We start from the raw sequence: 24,328 nt of genomic DNA on the forward strand, positions 1-24,328 counted from the left end.
CGCCTGCCATGCATCAACTCACTCTGGCCGAGATCGCCCGTGGCCTCGCCGACAAATCGTTCTCCTCGGAAGAACTGACCGGCGCCCTGCTGTCGCGCATCAAGCAGCTCGACCCGCAGCTCAACAGCTTCATCACCGTCACCGAAGACCAGGCCCTGGACCAGGCGCGTGCCGCCGATGCCCGGCGCGCCGCCGGTGACACCGGCGCGCTGCTGGGGGCGCCGATCGCCCACAAGGACCTGTTCTGCACCAACGGCGTGCGCACCAGCTGCGGCTCGAAGATGCTCGACAACTTCAACGCGCCGTACGACGCCACCGTGGTCGCCAAGCTGGCCGAGGCCGGCATGGTCACTCTGGGCAAGACCAACATGGACGAATTCGCCATGGGCTCGGCCAACGAGTCCAGCCACTATGGCCCGGTGAAGAACCCGTGGAACCTCGAACACGTGCCGGGCGGCTCGTCCGGTGGTTCGGCCGCCGCCGTGGCCGCGCGCCTGCTGCCGGCCACCACCGGCACCGACACCGGCGGCTCGATCCGCCAGCCGGCGGCGCTGACCAACCTCACCGGCCTCAAGCCAACCTACGGCCGCGTCTCGCGCTGGGGCATGATCGCCTACGCCTCGAGCCTCGACCAGGGCGGCCCGCTGGCCCGCACCGCCGAGGACTGCGCCCTGCTGCTGCAAGGCATGGCCGGTTTCGACGCCAAGGACTCGACCAGCGTCGATGAGCCGGTGCCGGACTACAGCGCCAACCTCAACGCCTCGCTGCAGGGCCTGCGCATCGGCCTGCCGAAGGAGTACTTCGGTGCCGGCCTCGACCCACGCATTGCCGAACTGGTCCAGGCCAGCGTCAAGGAGCTGGAAAAGCTCGGCGCGGTGGTCAAGGAAATCAGCCTGCCGAACATGCAGCACGCCATCCCGGCGTACTACGTGATCGCCCCGGCGGAAGCCTCCTCCAACCTGTCGCGCTTCGACGGCGTGCGCTTCGGCCACCGCTGCGCGAACCCGGCGAACCTGACCGATCTGTACGAGCGTTCGCGCGGCGAAGGCTTCGGCGCGGAAGTGCAGCGACGCATCATGGTCGGTACCTACGCCCTGTCGGCCGGCTACTACGACGCCTACTACATCAAGGCGCAGCAAATCCGTCGCCTGGTCAAGAATGACTTCATGGCCGCCTTCCACGACGTCGACGTGATCCTCGGCCCGACCACGCCGAACCCGGCCTGGAAGCTCGGCGCCAAGAGCAGCGACCCGGTCGCCGCCTATCTCGAGGACGTCTACACCATCACCGCCAACCTGGCGGGCCTGCCGGGCCTGTCGATGCCGGCCGGCTTCGTCGATGGCCTGCCGGTGGGCGTGCAGCTGCTGGCCCCGTACTTCCAGGAAGGCCGCCTGCTCAACATCGCGCATCGGTACCAGCAAGTCACCGACTGGCACACCCGCGCCCCCAACGGCTTCTGAGGAGTTCACACATGCAATGGGAAGTTGTGATCGGGCTGGAGATTCATACCCAGCTCGCCACCCAGTCGAAGATCTTCTCCGGCAGCGCCACCACCTTCGGCTCCGAGCCGAACACCCAGGCCAGCCTGGTTGACTTAGGGATGCCGGGCGTACTGCCGGTGCTCAACCAGGAAGCCGTGCGCATGGCGTGCATGTTCGGCCTGGCGATCGATGCCGAGATCGGCCCGCGCAACGTGTTCGCGCGCAAGAACTACTTCTACCCCGACCTGCCCAAGGGCTACCAGATCAGCCAGATGGACCTGCCGATCGTCGGCAAGGGCCACCTGGACATCGCCCTGGAAGACGGCACCATCAAGCGCATCGGCGTGACCCGCGCGCACCTTGAAGAAGACGCCGGCAAGAGCCTGCACGAAGACTTCAACGGCGCCAGCGGCATCGACCTGAACCGCGCCGGCACCCCGCTGCTGGAGATCGTCTCCGAGCCGGACATGCGCAGCGCCAAGGAAGCCGTGGCCTACGTCAAGGCGATCCACGCCCTGGTGCGCTACCTCGGCATCTGCGACGGCAACATGGCCGAAGGCTCGCTGCGTTGCGATTGCAACGTCTCGGTGCGCCCGAAAGGCCAGGCCGAGTTCGGCACCCGCTGCGAGATCAAGAACGTCAACTCGTTCCGTTTCGTCGAAAAAGCGATCAACTACGAGGTCCAGCGCCAGATCGAGCTGATCGAGGACGGCGGCACGGTGACACAGGAAACCCGCCTGTACGACCCGAACAAGGACGAGACCCGCTCGATGCGCAGCAAGGAGGAAGCCAACGACTACCGTTACTTCCCCGACCCGGACCTGCTGCCGGTGGTCATCGAGCCGAGCTTCCTCGAATCCGTGCGTGCCGCGCTGCCGGAGCTGCCGACACAAAAGGTCGAGCGCTTCCAGCAGCAGTACGCGCTGTCGGCCTACGACGCCAACGTGCTGGCCTCCAGCCGCGAACAGGCCGACTACTTCGAGCAGGTGGTGAAGATTGGCGGCGACGCCAAGCTGGCGGCCAACTGGGTCATGGTCGAGCTGGGCAGCCTGCTGAACAAGCTGGGCCTGGACATCGACCAGTCGCCGGTCAGCGCCGAGCACCTCGGTGGCATGTTGCTGCGCATCCGCGACAACACCATCAGCGGCAAGATCGCCAAGACCGTGTTCGAGGCCATGGCCGCCGGTGAGGGTGACGCCGACAGCATCATCGAAAGCAAAGGCCTCAAGCAGGTCACCGACACCGGTGCGATCGACAAGATGCTCGACGAGGTCCTGGCCGCCAACGCCGAACAGGTCGAACAGTACCGCGCCGCCGACGAGGCCAAGCGCGGCAAGATGTTCGGCTTCTTCGTCGGCCAGGCGATGAAGGCCTCCAAGGGCAAGGCCAACCCGGGGCAAGTGAACCAATTGCTCAAGGCCAAGCTCGAAGGGTGATCTCGATCGCCGGACAAGGCCGCTCCCACAGGATGGCGCAGTACCTGTAGGAGCGGCCTTGTGTCGCGAAAGGACCGCAACGCGGTCCCAGTGCCTGAATCGGAGCACCCGACTTGCTAAAACGATCCCTCACCACCCTCACCCTCTTCTCCCTCCTGGCCGGCTGCGCCAGCCACGATATCGACCCACGCGGTTACGACGAAACCGGCACCGCCTCCTATTACGGCGCCCGCCACCATGGCAAACGCACTGCCAGCGGCGAGCCCTTCAACCAGCACGGCCTGACCGCCGCCCACCGCAGCCTGCCTTTTGGCAGCCGGGTGCTGGTCACCAACCTCGACAACCAGCGCAGCGTCGTGGTGCGCATCAACGACCGCGGCCCGCACACAAGGGGCCGGCTGATCGACCTGTCACGCGCCGCCGCAGAAAAAATCGGCATGCTCCGTAGCGGAACCGCGCGCGTCCGGGTACAAGGTCTGAGCGACTGACCTGACTGGAGCCTTCACCATTTTCGACCTGGCCACCCTTCCCGCCTTCAGCCTGCTGCAACTGGGCCTGGGCTTGCTGTTGCTGATCATCGGTGCCGAACTGCTGGTACGCGCGGCCCTGCGCCTGGCCGGGCGCCTGCATGTGCGCCCGCTGATCATCGGCCTGAGCCTGGTCGCCTTCGGCAGCACCGCGCCGCAACTGACCGTCAGCCTGCAGGCCGCCTACCAAGGCGCGCCGGATGTGGCCGTGGGCAGTGTCGTGGGCAGCAATATCTTCAACGTGCTGGTGATTCTCGGCCTGGCGGCACTGATCATTCCGCTGCGCGTGTCTCGTCAGCTGGTACGCCTGGATATCCCGTTGATGATCCTGGCCAGCGCCCTGGTCTACCTGCTCGCGCTCAATGGCCAGCTTGGGCGCCTGGAAGGTGGCCTGCTGCTGCTCGGCCTGCTCGCCTATCTGGGCATGCTCTGGCACCAGTCGCGCCACTATGCCCGCACCTACCCAGCGCCCAGTGCCGCGCACGCCTCTGCGGGGCGCTTCTGGAGTGGCGCGCTGCTGTTGATCCTGCTGGGCCTGGGCCTGTTGAGCCTGGCCGGGCATCTATTGCTCGAGGCTGCCGTCGAGGTGGCCACCGACCTGGGCTTGTCCGAACGCATCATCGGCCTGACCGTGGTGGCCGTGTGCACCTCGCTGCCGGAACTGGCCGCCGCGCTGATCGCCGCCCTGCGCGGCGAACGGGAAATCGCCGTGGGCACGGTGATCGGCAGCAACCTGTTCAACCTGCTGGCGGTGCTGGGCCTGACCGCCGTGGTCACCCCCGAGCCGCTGTCGATCTCGCCCAACGCCCTGGACTTCGACCTGCCAGTGATGCTCGGCGTCGCCGCGCTGTGCCTGCCGGTGTTCTATTCCGGTTACCGGGTCACCCGCGCCGAAGGTTTGGTGTTCCTGTGCCTGTACCTGGCCTATGGCCTGCACGTGGTGACCTTCACCACCGGCATGCCGCTGGCCGGGCGCCTCGAACGCTGGATGCTGTACTACGTCCTGCCGGTGCTCGGCATCGTGTTGTTGTACACCACGATCCGCGCCTGGCGTCGCCAACACTAAGGAAAACAACATGGCAGATTCGAAATCCACCGGCGAACGTATGCGCCGCCAGGTCATGGGCGATGCCTTCGTCGACCGTGCCTTGGGCAACGCGACCGAGTTCAGCCAACCGCTTCAGGACTTCGTCAACGAGCATGCCTGGGGCAGCGTCTGGGCTCGCGATGGCCTGCCGCTGAAGACCCGCAGCCTGATCACCCTGGCCACACTGACCGCGCTCAAGTGCCCGCAGGAGCTCAAGGGGCATGTGCGTGGAGCGTTGAACAATGGCTGCACCGTTGAGGAAATCCGCGAGGCATTGCTGCATTGCGCGGTGTATGCCGGGGTGCCGGCGGCGGTCGATGCGTTTCGGGCGGCGCAGGAAGTGATTGATAGTTATCAGGCGAGCCCTAGCGATTAAGGGCGGGCGCCCTGGCCTCGTGACTGTTACCTATGTGAGTGAACACCTGTGTAACCCATGTGGGTGATTCAAATATTTTCACGTGCAAGCCCGCCCCCACAGGGATGCATATGACCCTGTGGGGGCGGGCTTGCCCGCGAAGGCGACCTTAAGATCACACAGTTGCAACTAGCGACAGCTGCGCAAGCCCAGGCGCCGTGACTGTTACCTATGTGAGTGAACGCCTGTGTAACCCATGTGGGTGATCCAGATATTTTCACGTGCAAGCCCGCCCCCACAGGGATGCATATGACCCTGTGGGAGCGGGCTTGCCCGCGAAGGCGACCTTGCGATCACACAGTTGCAACTAGCGACAGCTGTGCAAGCCCAGGCGCCGTGACTGTTACCTATGTGAGTGAACGCCTGAGTAACCCATGTGGGTGATCCAGATATTTTCACGTGCAAGCCCGCCCCCACAAGGATGCATAAGACCCTGTGGGAGCGGGCTTGCCCGCGAAGGCGACCTTGAGATCACACAGTTGCAACTAGCGACAGCTGCGCAAGCCCAGGCGCCGTGACTGTTACCTATGTGAGTGAACGCTTGTGTAACCCATGTGGGCGATCCAGATATTTTCACGTGCAAGCCCGCCCCCACAAGGATGCATAAGACCCTGTGGGTGCGGGCTTGCCCGCGAAGGCGACCTTGAGATCACACAGTTGCAACTAGCGACAGCTGCGCAAGCCCAGGCGCCGTGACTGTTACCTATGTGAGTGAACGCTTGTGTAACCCATGTGGGCGATCCAGATATTTTCACGTGCAAGCCCGCCCCCACAGGGATGCATATGACCCTGTGGGAGCGGGCTTGCCCGCGAAGGCGACCTTGCGATCACACAGTTGCAAATAGCGACAGCTGCGCAAGCCCAGGCGCCGCCCGTACCTTCGCGACTTCAGGAGGCCGAACGCAGGTCTTGCGGAGGGAGGTGACGGGCATGGATGCCCGTCAAGCGCTGCGCCCCAGGATGGGGCGTTCAGCGCGGTCCTCCCGGGAGCAAGACCGGAGTGAGGGGACCCGGAGCGTAGCGGAGGGCCGGATGAATGGAGCGCAGCGTTTTTTGGTTACTTTTTGTCGCGTTTGACAAAAAGTGACTCGCCGTTGAACTGACCCCCGAAAGTTGGACGCCTGACCCCAAGCGGAGGGTGTTCCATGACGAAATACGACCTAGCGCTCAAGCAAGCACTCATCGAGGAGTGTCTTTCTGCCCGGAGTGTTCATGAGGTGGCACTGAGGCATAGCCTGAGTGCATCGCTGCTGCGCCGTTGGATAAAGGGCTATGAGCAACACGGTGCTGCAGGTCTGGCTACCAAGTACAGCCACTACGACGCCCAGTTCAAGTTGAAGGTTTTGCAGTGCATCGAGCAAGACGGACTGTCAGCCCAGCAAGCCTGCATACAGTTTGATATTCGTGGCCCGAGTAGCATCAGGCAATGGAAAAGGTTGTACGATGAAGGCGGACTAGAAGCACTTCACCCGCATCGTGCCCGAGAATCCAGTATGCCCCGCAAAGCATCAGAACAACCCAACGTAAGCCCTGCTAAGCCTGCAGATGCTGAGTTGACACCTAAGCAAATGCTCGAAGAGCTGGAGTATTTACGTGCGGAGAATGCCTATCTAAAAAAGCTCGATGCCTTGATCCAAGCGGATCCACGCACTGCGCAACCAAGAAAGCGCAGGCTGTCCAAGGATTGAGGCATGAACATCGACTGGCTCTGCTGTTACGTGCTGCAGGGCTGGCACGCAGTACCTTCTATTACCAAAGCAAAGCCTTGGTGGCCGACAAGCATGCGGCCCTCAAAGAACGCATCAAGAGTGTCTATCACAGGCATAAGGGGCGGTACGGCTATCGCCGCATCACCGCCGTGCTTGGGTGCCATGGCGAGGTGATCAATCACAAGAAGGTGCAGCGGTTGATGCAGTTAATGGATCTGAAATCGCTGGTAAAAGTGAAGAAATATCGCTCCTACCGAGGTTCCGAAGGGCTTGTTGCATCTGATCTGCTCAAGCGTGAGTTCAAGGCGGAAGCCCCTAATCAGAAATGGGTAACCGATGTGACAGAGTTCAAGGTGAAAGGGCAGAAGCTGTTTCTTTCGCCTGTGATGGACCTGTACAACGGCGAAATTCTTGCCTATCAGATCAATCCGCGCCCTGAGTTCAAGATGGTGTCGGCGATGTTGGAGCAAGCTTTCGAGCGGCTGAACCCAGATGACAAACCGATATTGCACTCCGATCAGGGCTGGCAATACCGACAGCCCGCTTATCGACATATGCTGGGCAGAAAGAAAATACAACAGAGTATGTCGCGTAAGGGTAACTGCCTGGACAATGCCGCGATGGAAAGCTTCTTTGGCACACTCAAGAGCGAGTTTTTCTATTTGCAATCGTTTGAGAGTGTTGAACAACTGGCGTCAGGCCTTGAGGACTACATCGCCTACTACAACCAAGAGCGTATAAGTCTAAGACTGAATGGCTTGAGTCCGGTACAATTTCGGACCCAAGCGCTGAACCCATAGCGTACCCCGTCCAACTTTCGGGGGTCAGTTCACGTAAAGGCGAAAAGGTGACTATGCGTCAACACGGCAAATGAATGCGCATACATCTGTAGAAACCCACGCCGACCGACTTTGACTTTGACTTTGACTTTGACTTTGACTTTCAAAGTATGGGTATTGAAAGTTATACGCTCATTCATTGGCGATGGCGACGCACAGTCACCTTTCCGCCCTTACGGCGGGTCCCTTTTTGAAGGATCAAAAAGGAACCAAAAAATCCTCGCTCCATTCATCCGGCCCCTACGCTTCGCTCCGGGGTCCCCTCACTCCGTTCTTGCTCCCGGGAGGACCGCGCTGAACGCCCCATCCTGGGGCGCAGCGCTTGACGGGCATCCATGCCCGTCACCTCCCTCCGCAAGACCTGCGCTCGGCCTCCTGAAGTCGCAATTGGTGGCGCCTGAACTATCGCGCGCTTAGCAGCAAGATCAAGATCAAGATCAAGATCAAGATCAAGATCAAGATCAAGATCAAGATCAAGAGATGCGAAGTTGGAAGTTAGATAATTGGCAATGTGTTGACTGCCTGCCATGGCAACCGAGAGATTGAAAGCAGACTTGAATAATACGCCTTCCAAGCCTGCTCGGTTTCAGGACACCGAACATATCCCGAAACCGAACAAGATCAAATCAGGCCTGCCGTGCCTTCTTCATCCGAAACGCCACCCACAACACAGCAATCCACGCCGGAATCAACATCACCGAAATACGAATCGGCGGTGTCAGGTACATCACCACCAGGATCAGCACAATGAACGCCAGACACAGGTAGTTGCTCAGCGGATGCCACAGACTCTGGTAGAACGGCGTGATCCCGGCCGCCAACTTGGCCTTGCGGAACTTGAGGTGGGTAATACTGATGCTCGCCCAGTTGATCACCAGCGCCGACACCGCCAGTGCCATCAACAGGCCAAACGCCTCACCCGGCATGAGGTAGTTGATCAGCACGCACAGGCCCGTGGCGAACGCCGACACCCCAAGCGCAGTCAGCGGTACGCCGCGACGGCTGACCTTGAGCAGTTGGCGCGGCGCATCGCCCTGGGTAGCCAGGCCGAACAGCATGCGGCTGTTGGCATAGACGCAGCTGTTGTACACCGACAGCGCCGCCGTCAGCACCACGATATTGAGGATGGTCGCCACCAGATCGCTGTCGAGGTTGTGGAAGATCATCACGAACGGGCTGCCGCCCTGCACCACCTTTTGCCATGGGTACAACGACAGCAGCACCGCCAGCGCGCCGATATAAAAGATCAGGATGCGATAAACCACCTGGTTGGTGGCCTTGGGAATGCTTTCACGCGGGTTGGCGGCTTCGGCGGCGGTAATGCCCACCAGCTCCAGGCCACCGAACGAGAACATGATCACCGCCAGTGCCATGACCAGCCCGACCACGCCATTAGGGAAGAAGCCGCCGTACTGCCACAGGTTGGCAACACTGGCATCCGGCCCGCCGTCACCGCTGGCCAGCAGCCAGGCGCCGAAGGCGATCATGCTGACGATCGCCACCACCTTGACCAGGGCGAACCAGAACTCCATCTCGCCATAGACCTTCACCTGGGTCAGGTTGATGGCGTTGATCACCACGAAGAAGATCGCCGCCGTGGCCCAGGTGGGGAAGTCCGGCCACCAGTACTGCACGTAGATGCCCACGGCGGTGAGCTCGGCCATGCCGACCAGCACGTACACCACCCAGTAGTTCCAACCCGAGACAAACCCGGCGAACTCGCTCCAGTACTGATGGGCGAAGTGGCTGAAGCTGCCGGCGACCGGCTCCTCGACCACCATCTCGCCAAGCTGGCGCATGATCAGGAAAGCCATCAGACCGGCGATGGCATAGCCCAGCAACACCGAGGGGCCGGCCAGCTGGATGGTCTGGGCGATGCCCAGGAACAGCCCGGTGCCGATGGCGCCACCCAGCGCGATCAGCTGGATATGGCGATTCTTCAGCCCGCGCTGCAAGCGCTCGGGCGTGCTCTGGTCTTGCATGAAGTGTCCTTTAAGTGAGGCCGTATTGTTGGATTTGTGTGCAGTGAGGGTCTAGATCCAACCGCCCCACTGCAAGACGAAAATACCGATGTTGGTGGTGATGGCCGCCATCAGTGTAGTGACCACGATGATCGACGCCGCCAGTTCGTGGTTGCCGTTGGCCTCGCGCGCCATCACATAGCTGGCCGCAGCGGTCGGGCTGCCGATGTACAGGAACAGGATGCCCAGCTCGGCGCCGCGAAAACCGCACAGCCAAGCGCCCAGGGTACCCAGTACCGGCAGCCAGACCATCTTCACCAGGCTGACGTCCAGCGCCAGCCGGCCACTGTCGCGCAGGGCGGCCAGCGACAGCGTGCCACCGATGCAGATCAGCGCCAGCGGCAGGGTCATCTGTGCCAGGTAATCGCCCGAAGTCAGCAGCCAATTGGGCAACGGCACCTGGCCATAAGCCATGGGCGTGGCCAGCAGCACGCTGATGATCAGCGGATTGCTGAGGATGTTCTTGCAGATACTCCAAGGGTCGGACTTCAGGTCCGGGCTATACACCGCCAGCACCACCGCCGACAGCGAGTTGTACAGAAGGATCACCAGCCCGGCGAGCACCGCGCCAAGGGAAATACCGTAGTCGCCGTACAGGCTGGCCGCCAGGGCCAGGCCAATGACCCCGTTGTTGCCGCGAAATGCGCCCTGGGTGTAGATGCCGCGGTCGGCCCGCGGGCAGCGCCAGATTGCCAGGCCCCAGGCCAGGCCGAAGCACGCCAGGGTGGCGATGACGAAGTACAGGATCACCCCGGGTTGCACCGCCGTCGCCAGGTCGGCGTGGTAGATACCGAGGAACAGCAGCGCCGGCATGCATACGTTGAACACCAGCTTGGAGGCGACCCGGTTGAAGTTGTCGTCGATCAAGCCAATGCGCTTGAGCCACACGCCCATGAACAGCATGGCGAACACAGGGGCCGTGATGTTCAGTGTCTGGATAAGAAGGGCGAGCATGCAGCGCGATCCTGAGGCTGGGCGTTGAAGGGGGCAATCATACGCCAGTGCCGGGGGCTTGCGCCCGCCGCAGCTGCCAGTTGCCAGCACAAACAGACCTTGACGTAGGAAATTTCCTGCCTATGATAACCATTACTGTATATGCGTACAGTATAAAAATGGATTATCCCGACATTGCAAGGAGCAAATCATGTCAGGAATGCACACTGCGCCCGTGGCCGCCCAGGCCCAGGCCAACCTGGTGGTCGCCGACCTCGACCAGTTGTTCGACCCGCAGGGTATTGCCCTCCCCGGCCCGGACAGCCATCTGGTGCTGGTCATGCATGGCCACCACACCCTCAAGTACCACCACTTCGCCGTCCCGGCGAACAATGACAAGGCCGGCCAACGCGACGCCGAGCAATACTTCGAAGGCGCCGAGCACACCGCCATCGGTGACAATACCCTGCTGCGCTTCGAGGCCGGCCAGCCGGCCATCGTCGCCCACGAGGCGCCGCTGCCGCTGCCCAACGGCCTGACCCTCACCTATGGCCAGGTGATCGCCCTGGGCGGTGACTTCTTCGGCCTGCCGGAGCGCCCCATCGCCGACGGCGCCAGCGACGCCGAACGCATCGAGCGCTTCACCCAGGCGTTCGACTCGCTGGCCCGCTTGCCGGCAGCCAAGAGCGAGGCCGAGCAAATCCTTGCGGTGATGCAGGAAGAAATTCGCGCCGCCAACCAGGCCATCAAGGACGGACGTCAGCCGCACGAAGCCTACGATGCGCTGGGCGACAGCCTGTCGGCGCGCTGGAACCGCATCACCGGTGGCGGCAGCTTCGCCTCCGACCTGTTCCCCCTGGGCCGCTACCTGAAGCTGGCCGCCAGCAACTGGGACCACTTCGGCCCCTGGGCGCTGCTGGCCTACCAGGCAGGCCATGCCGCCGCCCTGCAGCAAGCCGTGAAGGCCCGCGCCAGCGGTAGCGAACGCGACCTGCAACTGGCCTATGCGATGAACGCCTTCGCCGACCACTTCCTCACCGACCTGTTCTCCGCCGGCCACCTGCGGGTGCCACGCAAGGCCCTGGCCGACACGGTGACACCGAGCGATGTCGGCTCACTGATCTCGCGCTTCATGCACGACGAGGACAGCAAGTACGGCCTGGCCGTGCGCAACGCGGAAGGCGAGCAATGGCGTGCCTACGGAGACAAACGCTACTTCGACACGGTGGATGTGGCCAACCGCCGCCAGGTGAGCCGTGCCGTGCAACGCTCGGCCGACGAAGTGTTCCAGGCCTCCGTCGACGGTCGCCTGCCACAGGCCAAGGACTATGGCGCCCTGCGCCTGGCCCCGGACCTGCGCGCCGCCGAGCAGGACCTGGTGCCGGGCAACTTCGCCCCGCTGTATTTCCTGGATGGCAAAACGGTGCTGCGGCGCAAGGATGTCAACGACCTCAACGATCGCAAGCGCACCGCCGACTGGTGGGGCTGGAGCACCTACCTGCTGCTCAAGGACTACCAGCCGAACAAGCCGGCCGGCTTCATCGAGCCGCCAGCCGGGTCCGCGGCGATCACCGGCTGGCAACGCCATGAGCCGGATGGCCTGAACTGGCAGCCGGGCAATTCGGTGCGCTATGCCTTCAGCATCACCGATACGCTCAACGAGTCGTACATCGGCCCTTGGAGCGCCTATGCCGAACTGACCGACAAGTTCCACCCGACCCTGCAGGTGCCGCTGGACGGCAAGCAGCGCGGGCGCAACCTGTTCCGTCAGTTCCGTGGTGGCTCGCCGGAGCTGATCGCCAGCCTGGATGGCGCGACAAGCACTTACATCGATCGCAACGCGTGACAGGGAGGTCACTCATGACAATCAAGATCAAGCTGGAACTGGCGTCGGGCCAGTCGATGGCAGGAATGCCGCTGGAATTGCTGCGTGATGGCAAAGTGATCAGCCGGGCCAAGGTGCCGGCGGGCGGGCTGGTGGCGTTCGAAGCGCCAGCAGGTGCGGGGCAGTTGGCGGTGCGGGTTGACCGCTCGGGAGTAAAAGCCTGATTGAAGGCGGGGCCGCTACGCGGCCCTTTCGCGGCACAAGGCCGCTCCTACACGGGTGCGTGCCACCTGCTCACCAGGCAAGACAGCTTGCCGAAAGGGAGGATCTCAGCGCCGTACCGGGCGCTTCTGCAACTTGCGCTGCAAGGTGCGCCGGTGCATGCCCAGCGCCCGCGCGGTGGCGGAGATATTGCCCTCGTGCTCGCCCAGCACGCGCTGGATGTGCTCCCACTGCAGGCGGTCCACCGACATCGGGTTTTCCGGCACCAGGGTATCCAGGTCGGTGTGCTCCGAGAGCAACGCCGCCAGCACGTCATCGGCGTCGGCCGGCTTGCACAGGTAATTGCAGGCCCCGCGCTTGACCGCCTCGACCGCCGTGGCGATGCTCGAGTAGCCGGTCAGGATCACCACGCGCATCTCCGGGTCCAGCTCCAGCAGCTTGGGCAGCAGCACCAGGCCCGAGTCGCCTTCCATCTTCAGGTCCAGCGTGGCGTAGTCCGGCAGGTCCTGCTCGGCCAGTTTCAAGCCCTCTTCGGCGGAACCCGCGGTGCTCACGCGGAACCCACGACGGCTCATGGCGCGCGCCATGACCCGGGTAAAGGTGGCGTCGTCGTCCACCAGCAGCAGGTGCGGCAGTTCTTCGCCTTCGACCTGGATTTCTTCGCTCATCGTTCATCTCCTCGCTTGCCATGGGGCAGGCGCAATTCGGTCAGGGTGCCACCCTGCTCATGACTATAGAGTTTCACCGAACCGCCCGCACGGGTCACGCTGGCCTTGCTCAAGAACAGGCCCAGGCCGAAGCCTTTGCCCTTGGTGGTAATGAAGGGTTTGCCAATGGCCTCGGCAATCGCCGGCGGCATGCCGGGGCCATGATCGCGGATGCTGATGACGATGTCCTGGGCGTCCCAATCCAGGCGCACCTCCAGGTCGTCGGGGCAGGCATCGGCGGCATTGTTCAACAGGTTCAGCAGCGCCTGGGTCAGGTCTGGCGGCGGGGTCAGCCGCGGCACCTCGCCGTCGCGCAGACGCTGGAAGCGGTAGCTGGCCTCGGGGCGCATCAGGTGCCAGCGGTTGAGCGCCTCGTCGAGCCAGGCGGTGACATCCTGCTCGACGATCGCCAGGCGGCGGTTGGCCTCGGCGGCACGCACCAGCTGCTGCAAGGTTTCCTTGCACAGCTTGACCTGGTCCTGAAGGATCTGCAGGTCCTCCTGCAACATCGGGTCGGCGTGGTCCTGGCGCATTTCGTTGAGCAGCACGCTCATGGTCGCCAACGGCGTGCCCAACTCATGAGCCGCGCCGGCAGCCTGGGTGGCTACCGCCAGCAGTTGTTCGTCGCGCAGGCTTTCTTCGCGGCGCTCGGCGCGCAGGTTTTCCTGCCGGCGCAGTTCCTCGGCCATGCGCGCGGCGAAGAAGGTGATCACCGCCGCGGCCAGGGCGATGCTCAGCCACATGCCATAGACCTGCATGGTGTCACGCGCCATCGGCAGCGTTTCCAGCGGGTAGTACTGCACCAGCAGCAGGCTGTAGGCCACCAGGGCAATACCCGAGAGCACCAGCGAATAGATCCACGGCAGCGTCACCGCGGCAATCGCCAACGGCACCAGGTAATAGGAAACGAACGGGTTGGTCGAGCCTCCCGAGTAATACAGCAGGGCACTGTGGATCAGCAGGTCGCAGGCCAGCTGCAAGGCATACTCGAGCTCGGTGACCGGCAGCGACAGGCGCAGGCGCAGGGCGGTGAAGGCGCACAGCAGCGACGACAGAGCCAAGGTGACCGCCAGCGAGAACCAGGGCAGCGGCAGCAGCTCGGTCCAGTAGGCCACGCCGACCGAGCCGGCCTGGGCAGCGAGGACGAGGATGCGGATGAAGGTCAGACGCCAAAGGTTCTGGCGGGTGGCGGACAACGGATGTGCGGCAACGAGCATGAGCTCTCCCGATGGGTGCTCCAGAAAAATCGGCTGGAGTATACCGAAGCCGGGCACCTCGCTGCAGCGATGCGGCAAAGCGCCACACTTTGTCACAGGTTCATGATGGCACTGTTGAACCCACTACACTGTTTCACGGTCTGATCGGCCATGCGTGGTCTCGATGCCACGTCTTACACTGCCAAGGAGCTCCACATGCATATTCCCCGTCGCGCCACCGCCGCCGTCGCCCTGTCCTGCGGCCTACTCGCCAGCCTGCCCGCCCTGGCGGCCGACGAACCGCGCTACAACCAGGTGTCGCTGCGTGCCGAAGTGAGCAAGGAAGTGGCCCGCGACCTGATGGTCGTGACGCTCTACAGCGAAGCGCAGAACACCGACCCGGGCAAGCTCGCCAAGGACATCACCGAGACCATGAACAAGGCCGTGCAGCAAGCCCGCCAGGTCAAGGAGGTGAAAATCAGCCAGGGCAGCCGCAACAGCTACCCGATCTACGACACCAAGGGCCAGAAGATCACTGGCTGGCGCGAACGCGCCGAACTACGCCTGGAAAGCGCCGACTTCCCCGCCTTGTCCAAGCTCACCGGCGACCTGCTGCAGGACCTGAAGATGGGCGGCATGGACTTCTCGATCGCCCCGGCCACCCGCAAAGCCAGCGAGGACGACCTGCTCAAGGACGCCGTCGCCGCCTTCAAGGCCCGCGCCCAGCTGGCCACCGAGGCCCTCGGCGGCAAAGGCTACAAAGTGGTCAGCCTGAACCTCAACAGCAGTGGCTACCCGCGCCCGTACCTGCGCAATGCGCCCATGGCGATGATGGCCAAGGGGGCTGCTGACGAAGCCGCGCCAGCACCCGATATCGAAGCCGGTACCAGCGAAGTCAGCATGAGCGCCGACGGCCTGATCGAAGTCCAGGTGCCCTGACACCTCCAGTTGAATGTCCGAGGCGGTCAAAACCGTCTCGGACAGCCGTTTCAGACCCTTCCTACGCACCAAACGGGTGCATCTGCTTGTCACAAAAAGTGCGAAATATCCTGAAAATTTCGCGCCTTTTGCCTGCGCAAACGATCAACATTCGCCAAAGTTATATGGATGCGACATCCATGTACGTCCGTACCACGTTTTTGGCGTCAACCATCCTGCTGAGTGTTGCATTGGGAATAGCCCCTGCATAAGTATCCGCAGGTCGGCTCACGAGGCCGCCTCAATTCGAAAAATGACAACAATGAGGCCACCATGCTCAAACACGCAGTCATTCCGTTCCTGGTCGGCGCAGGCTTGCTAGCCGGCGCACCGTCCGCCCTCGCCGCGACCAACCTGGTGTTCTGCTCCGAAGGCAGCCCGGCCGGTTTCGACCCGGGGCAGTACACCACCGGAACCGACTTCGACGCCTCCGCCGAGACCATGTTCAACCGCCTGACCCAGTTCGAGCGCGGCGGTACCAAGGTCATTCCCGGCCTGGCCACCAGCTGGGAGGTCTCCGATGACGGCAAGACCTACACCTTCCACCTGCGCGAAGGCGTGAAGTTCCATACCACCGAGTACTTCAAGCCCACCCGGGCGTTCAACGCCGACGACGTGCTGTTCACCTTCAACCGCATGCTCGACAAGAACCATCCGTTCCGCAAAGCCTACCCCACCGAATTCCCCTACTTCACCGACATGGGCATGGACAAGAACATCGCCAAGGTGGAGAAGGTCGACGACCACACCGTGCGTTTCGCCCTCAACGAAGTGGACGCCGCGTTCATCCAGAACCTGGCCATGAGCTTCGCCTCCATCCAGTCCGCCGAGTACGCCGACCAGCTGCTCAAGCAGGGCAAGGCCGCCGACATCAACCAGAAGCCGATCGGCACCGGCCCGTTCGTGTTCAGCAAGTACCAGAAGGACGCGCAGATCCGCTACAAGGGCAACAAGGACTACTGGAAGCCCGAGGACGTCAAGATCGACAACCTGATCTTCGCCATCAGCACCGACGCCTCGGTGCGCATGCAGAAGCTCAAGAAAAACGAGTGCCAGGTCACCCTGTTCCCGCGCCCGGCCGACATCAAGCCGCTGCAGGAAGACAAGAAGCTGCAGATGCCTGAACAGGCCGGCTTCAACCTCGGCTACATCGCCTACAACGTGATGGACAAGGTCAAGGGCAGCGACCAGCCCAACCCGCTGTCGCAGCTCAAGGTCCGCCAGGCCCTCGACATGGCGGTGAACAAGCCACAGATCATAGAATCGGTGTACCAGGGCGCGGGCCAGCTGGCGGTCAATGCCATGCCGCCGACCCAGTGGTCCTACGACACCACCATCAAGGACGCCAAGTACGACCCTGAGAAAGCCAAGCAGCTGCTCAAGGAAGCCGGCATCAAGGAAGGCACCGAGATCACCCTGTGGGCCATGCCGGTGCAGCGCCCGTACAACCCCAACGCCAAGCTGATGGCCGAAATGCTCCAGGCTGACTGGGCCAAGATCGGTATCAAGGCCAAGATCGTCAGCTACGAGTGGGGCGAGTACATCAAGCGCTCCAAGGGCGGCGAACAAGGCGCCATGCTGATTGGCTGGAGCGGCGACAACGGTGACCCGGACAACTGGCTCGGCACCCTCTATGGCTGCGACGCCATGGACGGCAACAACTTCTCCAAGTGGTGCTACAAGCCTTATGACGACCTGATCAAGCAGGCCAAGGCGACCTCCGACCAAGCCAAGCGCACCGAGCTGTACAAGCAGGCGCAGCACATCCTCAAGGAACAACTGCCGATCACCCCGATCGCCCACTCCACCGTGTATCAGCCCATGAGCACGTCCGTGAAGGACTTCAAGATCAGCCCCTTCGGCCTGAACTCCTTCTACGGGGTCAGCGTGGAGAAGTAACGGCCGTGATCGTCCTGTCGCCGCGGTTGGCGACAGGACGATGACAGGACCGGGCGATACGTAGGGCTATTCCCTCACGCTCGCCAGAATTTCCCCGCCCCCATACCAGTACCTAACCCATGGTTCCCACTTCCCGACGCCTTTATCGTCGGGACTGGGACGCCACAGCCGTGTGTTGCCCACGCGGCCGGTTTCGACGACACGGACAAAGGATTTGCCATGCGCTTCACCACGCTGAGTTCCACCCTGATCGCCCTCGGCCTGCTGAGCCAGGCCCCGGTCAGCCTGGCCAACAACCTGGTGTTCTGCTCCGAGGGCAGCCCGGCGGGCTTCGATACCGCCCAGTACACCAGCGCCACCGACAACGACGCGGCCGAGCCGATCTACAACCGCCTGGTCGAGTTCGAGCGCGGCGGCACCGCCGTGCAGCCTGGCCTGGCCACCGACTGGCAGGTGTCCGACGACGGCCTGAAGTACAGCTTCCACCTGCGCCCCGGCGTGAAGTTCCACAGCAACAAGGACTTCAAGCCCAGCCGTGACTTCAACGCCGACGACGTGCTGTTCACCTTCAACCGCATGCTCGACAAGGGCCAGCCGTTCCGCAAGGCCTACCCCACCGAGTTTCCGTACTTCGTCAGCATGGGCCTGGACAAGAACATCGCCAAGGTCGAGAAGACCGACCCACTGACCGTGGTCTTCACCCTCAACAGCGTCGACGCCGCGTTCATCCAGAACCTCGCCATGGCGTTCGCCTCGATTCTCTCCGCTGAATACGCCGAGCACCTGCTGGCCGACGGCAAGCCCAGCGACATCAACCAGAAGCCGATCGGCACCGGGCCGTTCGTGTTCCAGCGCTACCAAAAGGACTCGCAGATCCGCTTCAAGGGCAACAAGGACTACTGGGCCCCGGAGCGGGTGAAAATCGACAACCTGATCTTCTCCATCAACGTCGACCCGTCGGTGCGCATCCAGAAGCTGCGCAAGAACGAATGCCAGGTCACCCTGCACCCACGCCCCGCCGACCTGCCGGCACTCAAGCAGGACAAGCAGTTGCAGGTGATGAGCCAACCCGGCTTCAACCTCGGCTACATCGCCTACAACACCCAGCACCCGCCGTTCGACCGCCTCGAAGTGCGCCAGGCCATGGACATGGCGGTGAACAAGCAGGCGATCATCCAGGCCGTGTACCAGGACGCCGGGCAACCCGCGACCAATGCCATGCCGCCGACCCAATGGTCCTACGACAGCACCATCAAGGACGCCCGGTACGACCCGGAACAGGCCAAGCAGTTGCTCACCCAGGCCGGGGTCAAGGACGGCACCGAAATCACCCTCTGGGCCATGCCGGTGCAACGCCCCTACAACCCCAACGCCAAGCTCATGGCCGAGATGCTCCAGGCCGACTGGAACAAGCTCGGCTTCAAGGTACGCATCGTCAGCTACGAATGGGGCGAATACCTCAAGCGCATGAAGAGCGGCGAGCACGACATCGCCCTGATCGGCTGGACCGGCGACAACGGTGACCCGGACAACTGGCTCGGCACCCTGTTCAGCTGCGACGCCATCGGCAGTAACAACTATTCCTTGTGGTGCGACCCGCAGTACGACGCGCTGGTGAAAAAAGCCAAGCAAGTCACCGATCGCGAACAGCGCACCACCCTTTACCAACAGGCCCAGCAGCGCCTCAAGCAGCAGGTACCGATCACCCCGGTGGCCCACTCGACAGTCAACCAGCCACTGAGCATCAGCGTGAAAGACTTCAAGGTCAGCCCCTTCGGACGCAACGTATTTTCCGGCGTCAGTATCGATTGACCCTGCAACGTCGGGTCGGGCGTGCAACCCACTCCCGCGACCGCGTGCAGCCCGGATTTGCCTGGCACCCCCCAGGCAGATACCCGCAGTACCGCGTCACCGTGACAAGCCCGGCCCACGAAGCCGGGTGATAACTAAAAAAAAGAAAGGGAGCTTTCATGTCGAGACGTACCGCAACCACCGCACTGGCCTTGTCCGTCGGCGCCTTCTGCGCCCTCGCCCAGGCCGAACCCGCCAGCCAGGACTATGTGCCGATCACGCTCAAGTCCGGCAGCGAGCAGGCCGAGGCCAAAGGCTTCATCGACGGGCAGAGCCTGTCTGGCACCACCCGTAACTGGTATGCCCGCGAGCGCGCCACCCGCGCGCCGCTGTGGAAATACACCAAGAGCGACGGCAGCCGCCACCCCACCCACAGCCGCGACAACTGGCTGCAGGGCACCATCCTCAACTACAGCTCGGGCTTCACCGAAGGCACCGTGGGCTTCGCCGTCGAGGCCGCGGCCTACAACGCCATCGCCCTGGAGCGCGGCCGCGCCGCGGTCGCCGGGCCGAACAACCGCACGCTCACCCACAGCGACGGCGATGTGATCGGCCAGTGGAGCAAGATGGGCCTGGGCAACGTCAAGGCCCGGATCTCCAACACCACCCTGACGGTCGGTCGCCAATCGGTGGACACGCCGATGATCGCCTATATCGGCAACCGCGCATTGCCGTCGAGCTTCCAGGGTGCGTTCCTGCACAGTGCCGAGTTCGACAACCTGTCGTTCGACCTGGGGACCTTCGACCGCGTCTCGCCGCGTACCGAACAGAGCCTGAGCAAGTTCCGCAGCGAATACGGCGCCGCCGGGGTCGAGACCGACCGCGCCAGCACCGCTGGTATCAACTACCAGCCGTTCAAGAGCCTGACCACCAGCCTCTACGCCACCAAGGTCGAGGACTTCTGGAACCAGTACTACTTCGGCGCCAACCATGTGCTGGGCGACAGCGCGGTGCTGAGCCTGACCACCGGCCTGAACTACTACAAGACGGTCGACGCCGGCAGCAAGAAGATGGGCGAGATCGACAACGATACCTACAGCCTGTCGCTGGGCCTGACGCACCAGGCCCACACACTCAGCGCCTCCTGGCAGCAGGTCAACGGCAACGAGTACTTCGACTACCTGCACGAAACCAACGGCATCTACCTGGCCAACTCCCTGCTGTCGGACTTCAACGGCCCGAACGAGAAATCGCTGCAGATCAGCTATGTGCTGAACATGGCGCCGTACGGCGTGCCGGGCCTCAAGTTCAACCTGTACAACGCCCGTGGCTGGGGCATCGACGGTACCCACTACAAGGGCACCGCCTACGACGTGCGCGGCATGGACGGCGAAACCCATTATGAATGGGGTATCGGCACCAGCTATGCGGTGCAGAGCGGCATGCTCAAGGACACCACCATCCGCGCCACCTACACCGCGCACCGCGCCAGCAAGGCCCAGGCCGATGGCAGCCTGGACGAACTGCGGATCGTGACCACCATTCCGTTCAACATCCTCTGACCGTCGCCGCCACGGTCCGACTCCCCACGGGTCGTGGCGGCTACGCTGGAACTAGCATTGCAGGGAGGTTCCATGAAATCGCTACCGCTACGCGCTGCCCTGGCAGCGGTCATCCTGGGCGCCGCATCGAGCCTGGCGGCCAAGCCGCTGGTGGTGTGCACCGAGGCCAGCCCGGAAGGCTTCGACATCGTCCAGTACACCACCGCCGTCACCGCCGATGCCACGGCCGAGGCCATCTTCAACCGCCTGGTCGACTTCAAGCCCGGCACCACCGAGATCCAGCCAGCGCTGGCCGAGCGCTGGGACATCAGCCCCGACGGGCTGGTCTACACCTTCCACCTGCGTGAAGGCGTCAAGTTCCACACCACCGACTACTTCACCCCCACGCGCGACTTCAACGCCGATGACGTGCTGTGGAGCCTGAACCGGCAACTGCGCAAAGACCATCCCTGGCACGACAAGACCAGCGTCGGCTACCCCTATTTCGAGAGCATGGCCTTCAAGGACCTGCTCAAGTCGGTCGAGAAGACCGACGACCACACCGTGGTGATCACCCTGACCCGCCCGGAAGCTCCCTTCCTGCGCGACATGGCCATGGCCTTCACCTCGATCTATTCCGCCGAGTACGGCGACCAGCTGCTCAAGGCCGGCAAGACCGGCGATCTGAACAGCAAGCCGATCGGCACCGGGCCGTTCATCTTCCAGCGCTACAACAAGGACGCCCAGGTCCGCTACAAGCCGAACCCGGACTATTTCCGTGGCAAGCCGCCGGCCGACGCGCTGATCTTCGCCATCGCCACCGACAGCAACGTGCGCCTGCAGAAGCTGCGCGCCAATGAATGCCAGATCGCCCTGTACCCCAAGCCTGACGACGTGCCGAGCATGAAGAGCGATCCCAAACTGAAGGTCGTCGAGATCGAGGCGCTGGTCACCGGCTACATCTCCATGAACACCCAGCACAAGTACCTGAGCGACGTGCGCGTGCGCAAGGCGATCAACATGGCCTTCGACCGCCAGACCCACGTCGACCAGCTGTTCGGCAAAGGCAACGCCCTGGTCGGGGTCAACCCCTATCCGCCGACCATGATCGGCTACAACACCGACAACAAGAACCCGCCGTACGACCTGGACAAGGCCCGCGCCCTGCTCAAGGAAGCCGGCGTCCCCGAAGGCACGGTGATCACCCTGTTCACCCGCAATGGCGGCGGCCCGACCAACCCCAACCCGCGGTTGTCCGCCGAGATGCTGCAAGCCGACCTGGCCAAGATCGGCATCAAGCTCGATATCCGAGTGATGGAGTGGGCCGAGATGCTGCGCCGCGCCAAGAAGGGCGAAGCCGACCTGGTTTCGGCGGGCTGGGCCGGCGACAACGGCGACCCGGACAACTTCCTCACACCGATGCTCAGCTGCGACGCGGCGAAGAGTGGCGAGAACTACGCGCGCTGGTGCAATCCGAAATTCCAGGAACTGATCAGCCGCGCCCGTGAAGTGATCGACAACGACGAACGCGCCAAGCTCTATAACCAGGCTTTGGCGGTGTACGATGAAGACCAACCGTGGATCAGCATGGCCCACCCGAAAATGTTCACCGCCATGCGCGAGAACGTCGAAGGCTATGTGATCAACCCACTGACCAACAACAACTTCGCCACCACCAAGGTGAAGTAGAACAACAACAGCCGCCGGACCTTGTGCAAGAGGTCCGGCGGCGCCGCCGTTCCGGCTGATGAGGTACCCCCGACAATGTTGAGTTTTATTGCCCGACGCCTGGGTCTGCTGATCCCGACCTTCTTCGGTATCACCCTGCTTACCTTCGCGCTCATACGCCTGATCCCCGGCGACCCGGTCGAAGTGATGATGGGCGAACGCCGGGTCGACCCCGAAATGCATGCCCAGGCCATGGAGCGCCTGGGCCTGAACAAGCCCCTGCCAGTCCAGTACCTGGACTACGTCGGCAAGCTTGCCCAGGGTGATCTCGGCGAGTCCCTGCGCACCCGCGAAAGCGTCTGGAACGAATTCCTCACCCTGTTCCCCGCCACGCTGGAGCTGGCCATGGCCGCCCTGCTGTTCGCCGGGGTCATCGGCCTGCTGGCCGGGGTGATCGCCGCGCTCAAGCGCGGTTCGCTGTTCGACCACGGAGTGATGGGCATCTCCCTGGCCGGCTACTCGATGCCGATTTTCTGGTGGGGCCTGATCCTGATCATGTTCTTCTCGGTGAGTCTGGGCTGGACCCCGGTGTCCGGGCGTATCGACCTGCTCTACGACATCGAGCCGAAGACCGGCTTCATGCTCATCGACACCCTGCTCAGCGACGAGGAAGGTGCCTTCAAGGACGCGGTGATGCACCTGATCCTGCCGGCCATCGTGCTGGGTACCATCCCGCTGGCGGTAATCGCCCGCATGACCCGCTCGTCGATGCTCGAGGTACTGCGCGAGGACTACATCCGCACCGCCCGCGCCAAAGGCCTGTCGCCGTCGCGCGTGGTGTTCATCCACGGCCTGCGCAACGCGCTGATCCCGGTGCTCACCGTGTTCGGCCTGCAAGTCGGCACACTGCTGGCCGGCGCCGTGCTCACCGAAACCATCTTCTCCTGGCCGGGCATCGGCAAATGGCTGATCGAAGCCATCGGCGCCCGTGACTACCCCGTGGTGCAGAACGGCATCCTGTTGATCGCCTGCCTGGTGATCCTGGTCAACTTCGTCGTGGACATCCTCTACGGCCTGGCCAACCCACGCATCCGTCACCAGCGCTGAGGATTCCATCATGACCAGCCCGATCCCGAAATCCGTCACCCCGTCCAGCGCGGTTGACCAAAGCTTGCTCTACCCCTCGCCCTACAAGGAATTCTGGCAGGCCTTCTCGCGCAACAAAGGCGCGGTGGCCGGCCTGGCCTTCATGTGCCTGATCGTGTTCTGCGCGCTGTTCGCCCCTTGGGTGGCACCGCACAACCCCAGCGAGCAGTATCGCGACTTCCTGCTGACCCCACCGGTCTGGCTCGAAGGCGGCACCTGGCAGTTCATCCTCGGCACCGACGAACTGGGCCGTGACTTGCTGTCACGCCTGATCCAGGGCTCGCGCCTGTCGCTGCTGATCGGCCTGTCGTCGGTGGTGATGTCGCTGATCCCTGGCATCCTGCTCGGCCTGCTGGCCGGTTTCTTCCCGCAGATCCTCGGCCCGTCGATCATGCGCCTGATGGACGTGATGCTGGCCCTGCCCTCGCTGCTGCTGGCCGTGGCCATCGTCGCCATCCTCGGCCCAGGCCTGATCAACACCGTGATCGCCATCGCCATCGTTTCGCTGCCGTCCTATGTGCGTCTGACCCGCGCCGCGGTGATGGGCGAACTGAACCGCGACTACGTCACCGCCGCGCGTCTGGCCGGTGCCGGCCTGCCACGGCTGATGTTCGTCACCGTGCTGCCCAACTGCATGGCGCCACTGATCGTGCAGGCGACGCTGAGCTTCTCCTCGGCGATCCTCGACGCCGCCGCCCTGGGCTTCCTCGGCCTCGGCGTGCAGCCGCCAACTCCCGAGTGGGGCACCATGCTGGCCTCGGCCCGCGACTATATCGAACGCGCCTGGTGGGTAGTGAGCCTGCCTGGCCTGACCATTTTGCTCAGTGTGCTGGCAATCAACCTGATGGGCGACGGACTGCGCGATGCGCTGGACCCGAAACTCAAGAATGCCGCCTGAGGAGACCGC

General features: G+C 63.1%; 19 protein-coding genes. 15 read left to right on the top strand and 4 right to left on the bottom strand.

Annotated elements, in window-relative coordinates; all coding sequences use genetic code 11:
- The first annotated feature begins 8 nt into the window (after positions 1-8).
- The 6 genes from gatA to HU772_RS20175 all read left to right on the top strand — a co-directional run bounded on the left by gatA (position 9) and on the right by HU772_RS20175 (position 7,455).
- Complete coding sequence (gatA, locus tag HU772_RS20150; RefSeq protein ID WP_186658039.1) at positions 9-1,460, top strand: Asp-tRNA(Asn)/Glu-tRNA(Gln) amidotransferase subunit GatA; 1,452 nt, start codon at positions 9-11, stop codon at positions 1,458-1,460.
- Between the two features lie 11 nt (positions 1,461-1,471).
- Positions 1,472-2,917, top strand: a complete 1,446-nt coding sequence (gene gatB / locus HU772_RS20155; protein ID WP_186658037.1) for an Asp-tRNA(Asn)/Glu-tRNA(Gln) amidotransferase subunit GatB — start codon at positions 1,472-1,474, stop codon at positions 2,915-2,917.
- A 113-nt stretch (positions 2,918-3,030) separates the two neighbouring features.
- On the top strand, positions 3,031-3,405 hold the full coding sequence (locus tag HU772_RS20160) for a septal ring lytic transglycosylase RlpA family protein (RefSeq protein WP_186658034.1): 375 nt from the start codon (positions 3,031-3,033) through the stop codon (positions 3,403-3,405).
- A gap of 61 nt (positions 3,406-3,466) precedes the next feature.
- Positions 3,467-4,510, top strand: a complete 1,044-nt coding sequence (locus HU772_RS20165) for a calcium/sodium antiporter (protein ID WP_186658629.1) — start codon at positions 3,467-3,469, stop codon at positions 4,508-4,510.
- A 10-nt stretch (positions 4,511-4,520) separates the two neighbouring features.
- Positions 4,521-4,907, top strand: a complete 387-nt coding sequence (locus HU772_RS20170; protein ID WP_186658031.1) for a carboxymuconolactone decarboxylase family protein — start codon at positions 4,521-4,523, stop codon at positions 4,905-4,907.
- Between the two features lie 1,184 nt (positions 4,908-6,091).
- Positions 6,092-7,455, top strand: a protein-coding gene (locus HU772_RS20175) for an IS3 family transposase (protein WP_437182400.1) whose coding sequence is annotated in 2 segments (ribosomal slippage) — positions 6,092-6,557 and positions 6,557-7,455 — 1,365 coding nt in all. Because the reading frame shifts where the segments join, the coding sequence is not laid out codon by codon here.
- A 665-nt stretch (positions 7,456-8,120) separates the two neighbouring features.
- On the opposite strand, the gene HU772_RS20180 is transcribed toward HU772_RS20175, so the two are convergent.
- Together HU772_RS20180 and HU772_RS20185 are read right to left on the bottom strand one after the other, a co-directional pair.
- Positions 8,121-9,476 (bottom strand): amino acid permease, encoded by a 1,356-nt coding sequence (locus HU772_RS20180; RefSeq protein ID WP_186658659.1) that lies wholly within the window; start codon positions 9,474-9,476, stop codon positions 8,121-8,123.
- A gap of 51 nt (positions 9,477-9,527) precedes the next feature.
- Positions 9,528-10,469: an AEC family transporter gene (locus tag HU772_RS20185; RefSeq protein WP_186658662.1), complete on the bottom strand. Its 942-nt coding sequence runs from the start codon at positions 10,467-10,469 to the stop codon at positions 9,528-9,530.
- A 190-nt stretch (positions 10,470-10,659) separates the two neighbouring features.
- Between HU772_RS20185 and HU772_RS20190 the strand changes: the two genes are divergently transcribed.
- Positions 10,660-12,294 (top strand): phospholipase, encoded by a 1,635-nt coding sequence (locus HU772_RS20190; protein WP_186658664.1) that lies wholly within the window; start codon positions 10,660-10,662, stop codon positions 12,292-12,294.
- Positions 12,295-12,308: 14 nt separating this feature from the next.
- Positions 12,309-12,497 carry a hypothetical protein gene (locus HU772_RS20195; RefSeq protein ID WP_186658667.1) on the top strand — a complete coding sequence of 63 codons (189 nt, stop codon included), beginning with the start codon at positions 12,309-12,311 and terminating at the stop codon, positions 12,495-12,497.
- Positions 12,498-12,602: 105 nt separating this feature from the next.
- On the opposite strand, the gene HU772_RS20200 is transcribed toward HU772_RS20195, so the two are convergent.
- The gene (locus tag HU772_RS20200; RefSeq protein ID WP_186658669.1) at positions 12,603-13,163 is read right to left on the bottom strand and encodes a response regulator transcription factor; all 561 of its coding nucleotides are present in this window, start codon (positions 13,161-13,163) and stop codon (positions 12,603-12,605) included.
- Positions 13,160-14,419 (bottom strand): ATP-binding protein, encoded by a 1,260-nt coding sequence (locus HU772_RS20205; RefSeq protein WP_186658672.1) that lies wholly within the window; start codon positions 14,417-14,419, stop codon positions 13,160-13,162. The genes HU772_RS20200 and HU772_RS20205 overlap by 4 nt, the downstream gene beginning before the upstream one ends.
- A 195-nt stretch (positions 14,420-14,614) precedes the next feature.
- On the opposite strand from HU772_RS20205, the gene HU772_RS20210 reads away from it, so the two are divergent.
- The 7 genes from HU772_RS20210 to HU772_RS20240 all read left to right on the top strand — a co-directional run bounded on the left by HU772_RS20210 (position 14,615) and on the right by HU772_RS20240 (position 24,319).
- Positions 14,615-15,337 (top strand): SIMPL domain-containing protein, encoded by a 723-nt coding sequence (locus HU772_RS20210; RefSeq protein WP_186658674.1) that lies wholly within the window; start codon positions 14,615-14,617, stop codon positions 15,335-15,337.
- Positions 15,338-15,649: 312 nt separating this feature from the next.
- Positions 15,650-17,275 (top strand): ABC transporter substrate-binding protein, encoded by a 1,626-nt coding sequence (locus tag HU772_RS20215; protein ID WP_186658676.1) that lies wholly within the window; start codon positions 15,650-15,652, stop codon positions 17,273-17,275.
- 219 nt (positions 17,276-17,494) lie between these two features.
- On the top strand, positions 17,495-19,087 hold the full coding sequence (locus HU772_RS20220; protein ID WP_186658679.1) for an ABC transporter substrate-binding protein: 1,593 nt from the start codon (positions 17,495-17,497) through the stop codon (positions 19,085-19,087).
- A 158-nt stretch (positions 19,088-19,245) separates the two neighbouring features.
- Positions 19,246-20,628 (top strand): OprD family porin, encoded by a 1,383-nt coding sequence (locus HU772_RS20225; protein ID WP_186658682.1) that lies wholly within the window; start codon positions 19,246-19,248, stop codon positions 20,626-20,628.
- A gap of 72 nt (positions 20,629-20,700) precedes the next feature.
- Positions 20,701-22,296, top strand: a complete 1,596-nt coding sequence (locus tag HU772_RS20230) for an ABC transporter substrate-binding protein (protein WP_186658685.1) — start codon at positions 20,701-20,703, stop codon at positions 22,294-22,296.
- Between the two features lie 75 nt (positions 22,297-22,371).
- The gene (locus tag HU772_RS20235; protein WP_134689956.1) at positions 22,372-23,382 is read left to right on the top strand and encodes an ABC transporter permease subunit; all 1,011 of its coding nucleotides are present in this window, start codon (positions 22,372-22,374) and stop codon (positions 23,380-23,382) included.
- A 10-nt stretch (positions 23,383-23,392) separates the two neighbouring features.
- Positions 23,393-24,319: an ABC transporter permease subunit gene (locus tag HU772_RS20240; RefSeq protein ID WP_186658688.1), complete on the top strand. Its 927-nt coding sequence runs from the start codon at positions 23,393-23,395 to the stop codon at positions 24,317-24,319.
- Positions 24,320-24,328 lie beyond the last annotated feature (9 nt).

It is taken from the genome of Pseudomonas xantholysinigenes, from assembly GCF_014268885.2.
GTDB classification, from domain to species: domain Bacteria; phylum Pseudomonadota; class Gammaproteobacteria; order Pseudomonadales; family Pseudomonadaceae; genus Aquipseudomonas; species Aquipseudomonas xantholysinigenes.

What these genes read in the sequence shown, in the direction of transcription:
- HU772_RS20220 (WP_186658679.1), top strand. Translation starts at nt 17,495, where the DNA reads ATGCGCTTCACCACGCTGAGTTCCACCCTGATCGCCCTCGGCCTGCTG.
- HU772_RS20240 (WP_186658688.1), top strand. Translation starts at nt 23,393, where the DNA reads ATGACCAGCCCGATCCCGAAATCCGTCACCCCGTCCAGCGCGGTTGAC.
- HU772_RS20215 (WP_186658676.1), top strand. Translation starts at nt 15,650, where the DNA reads ATGCTCAAACACGCAGTCATTCCGTTCCTGGTCGGCGCAGGCTTGCTA.
- HU772_RS20230 (WP_186658685.1), top strand. Translation starts at nt 20,701, where the DNA reads ATGAAATCGCTACCGCTACGCGCTGCCCTGGCAGCGGTCATCCTGGGC.
- gatA (WP_186658039.1), top strand. Translation starts at nt 9, where the DNA reads ATGCATCAACTCACTCTGGCCGAGATCGCCCGTGGCCTCGCCGACAAA.
- HU772_RS20170 (WP_186658031.1), top strand. Translation starts at nt 4,521, where the DNA reads ATGGCAGATTCGAAATCCACCGGCGAACGTATGCGCCGCCAGGTCATG.
- HU772_RS20200 (WP_186658669.1), bottom strand. Translation starts at nt 13,163, where the DNA reads ATGAGCGAAGAAATCCAGGTCGAAGGCGAAGAACTGCCGCACCTGCTG.
- HU772_RS20195 (WP_186658667.1), top strand. Translation starts at nt 12,309, where the DNA reads ATGACAATCAAGATCAAGCTGGAACTGGCGTCGGGCCAGTCGATGGCA.
- HU772_RS20185 (WP_186658662.1), bottom strand. Translation starts at nt 10,469, where the DNA reads ATGCTCGCCCTTCTTATCCAGACACTGAACATCACGGCCCCTGTGTTC.
- HU772_RS20235 (WP_134689956.1), top strand. Translation starts at nt 22,372, where the DNA reads ATGTTGAGTTTTATTGCCCGACGCCTGGGTCTGCTGATCCCGACCTTC.
- HU772_RS20225 (WP_186658682.1), top strand. Translation starts at nt 19,246, where the DNA reads ATGTCGAGACGTACCGCAACCACCGCACTGGCCTTGTCCGTCGGCGCC.
- gatB (WP_186658037.1), top strand. Translation starts at nt 1,472, where the DNA reads ATGCAATGGGAAGTTGTGATCGGGCTGGAGATTCATACCCAGCTCGCC.
- HU772_RS20190 (WP_186658664.1), top strand. Translation starts at nt 10,660, where the DNA reads ATGTCAGGAATGCACACTGCGCCCGTGGCCGCCCAGGCCCAGGCCAAC.
- HU772_RS20180 (WP_186658659.1), bottom strand. Translation starts at nt 9,476, where the DNA reads ATGCAAGACCAGAGCACGCCCGAGCGCTTGCAGCGCGGGCTGAAGAAT.
- HU772_RS20210 (WP_186658674.1), top strand. Translation starts at nt 14,615, where the DNA reads ATGCATATTCCCCGTCGCGCCACCGCCGCCGTCGCCCTGTCCTGCGGC.
- HU772_RS20205 (WP_186658672.1), bottom strand. Translation starts at nt 14,419, where the DNA reads ATGCTCGTTGCCGCACATCCGTTGTCCGCCACCCGCCAGAACCTTTGG.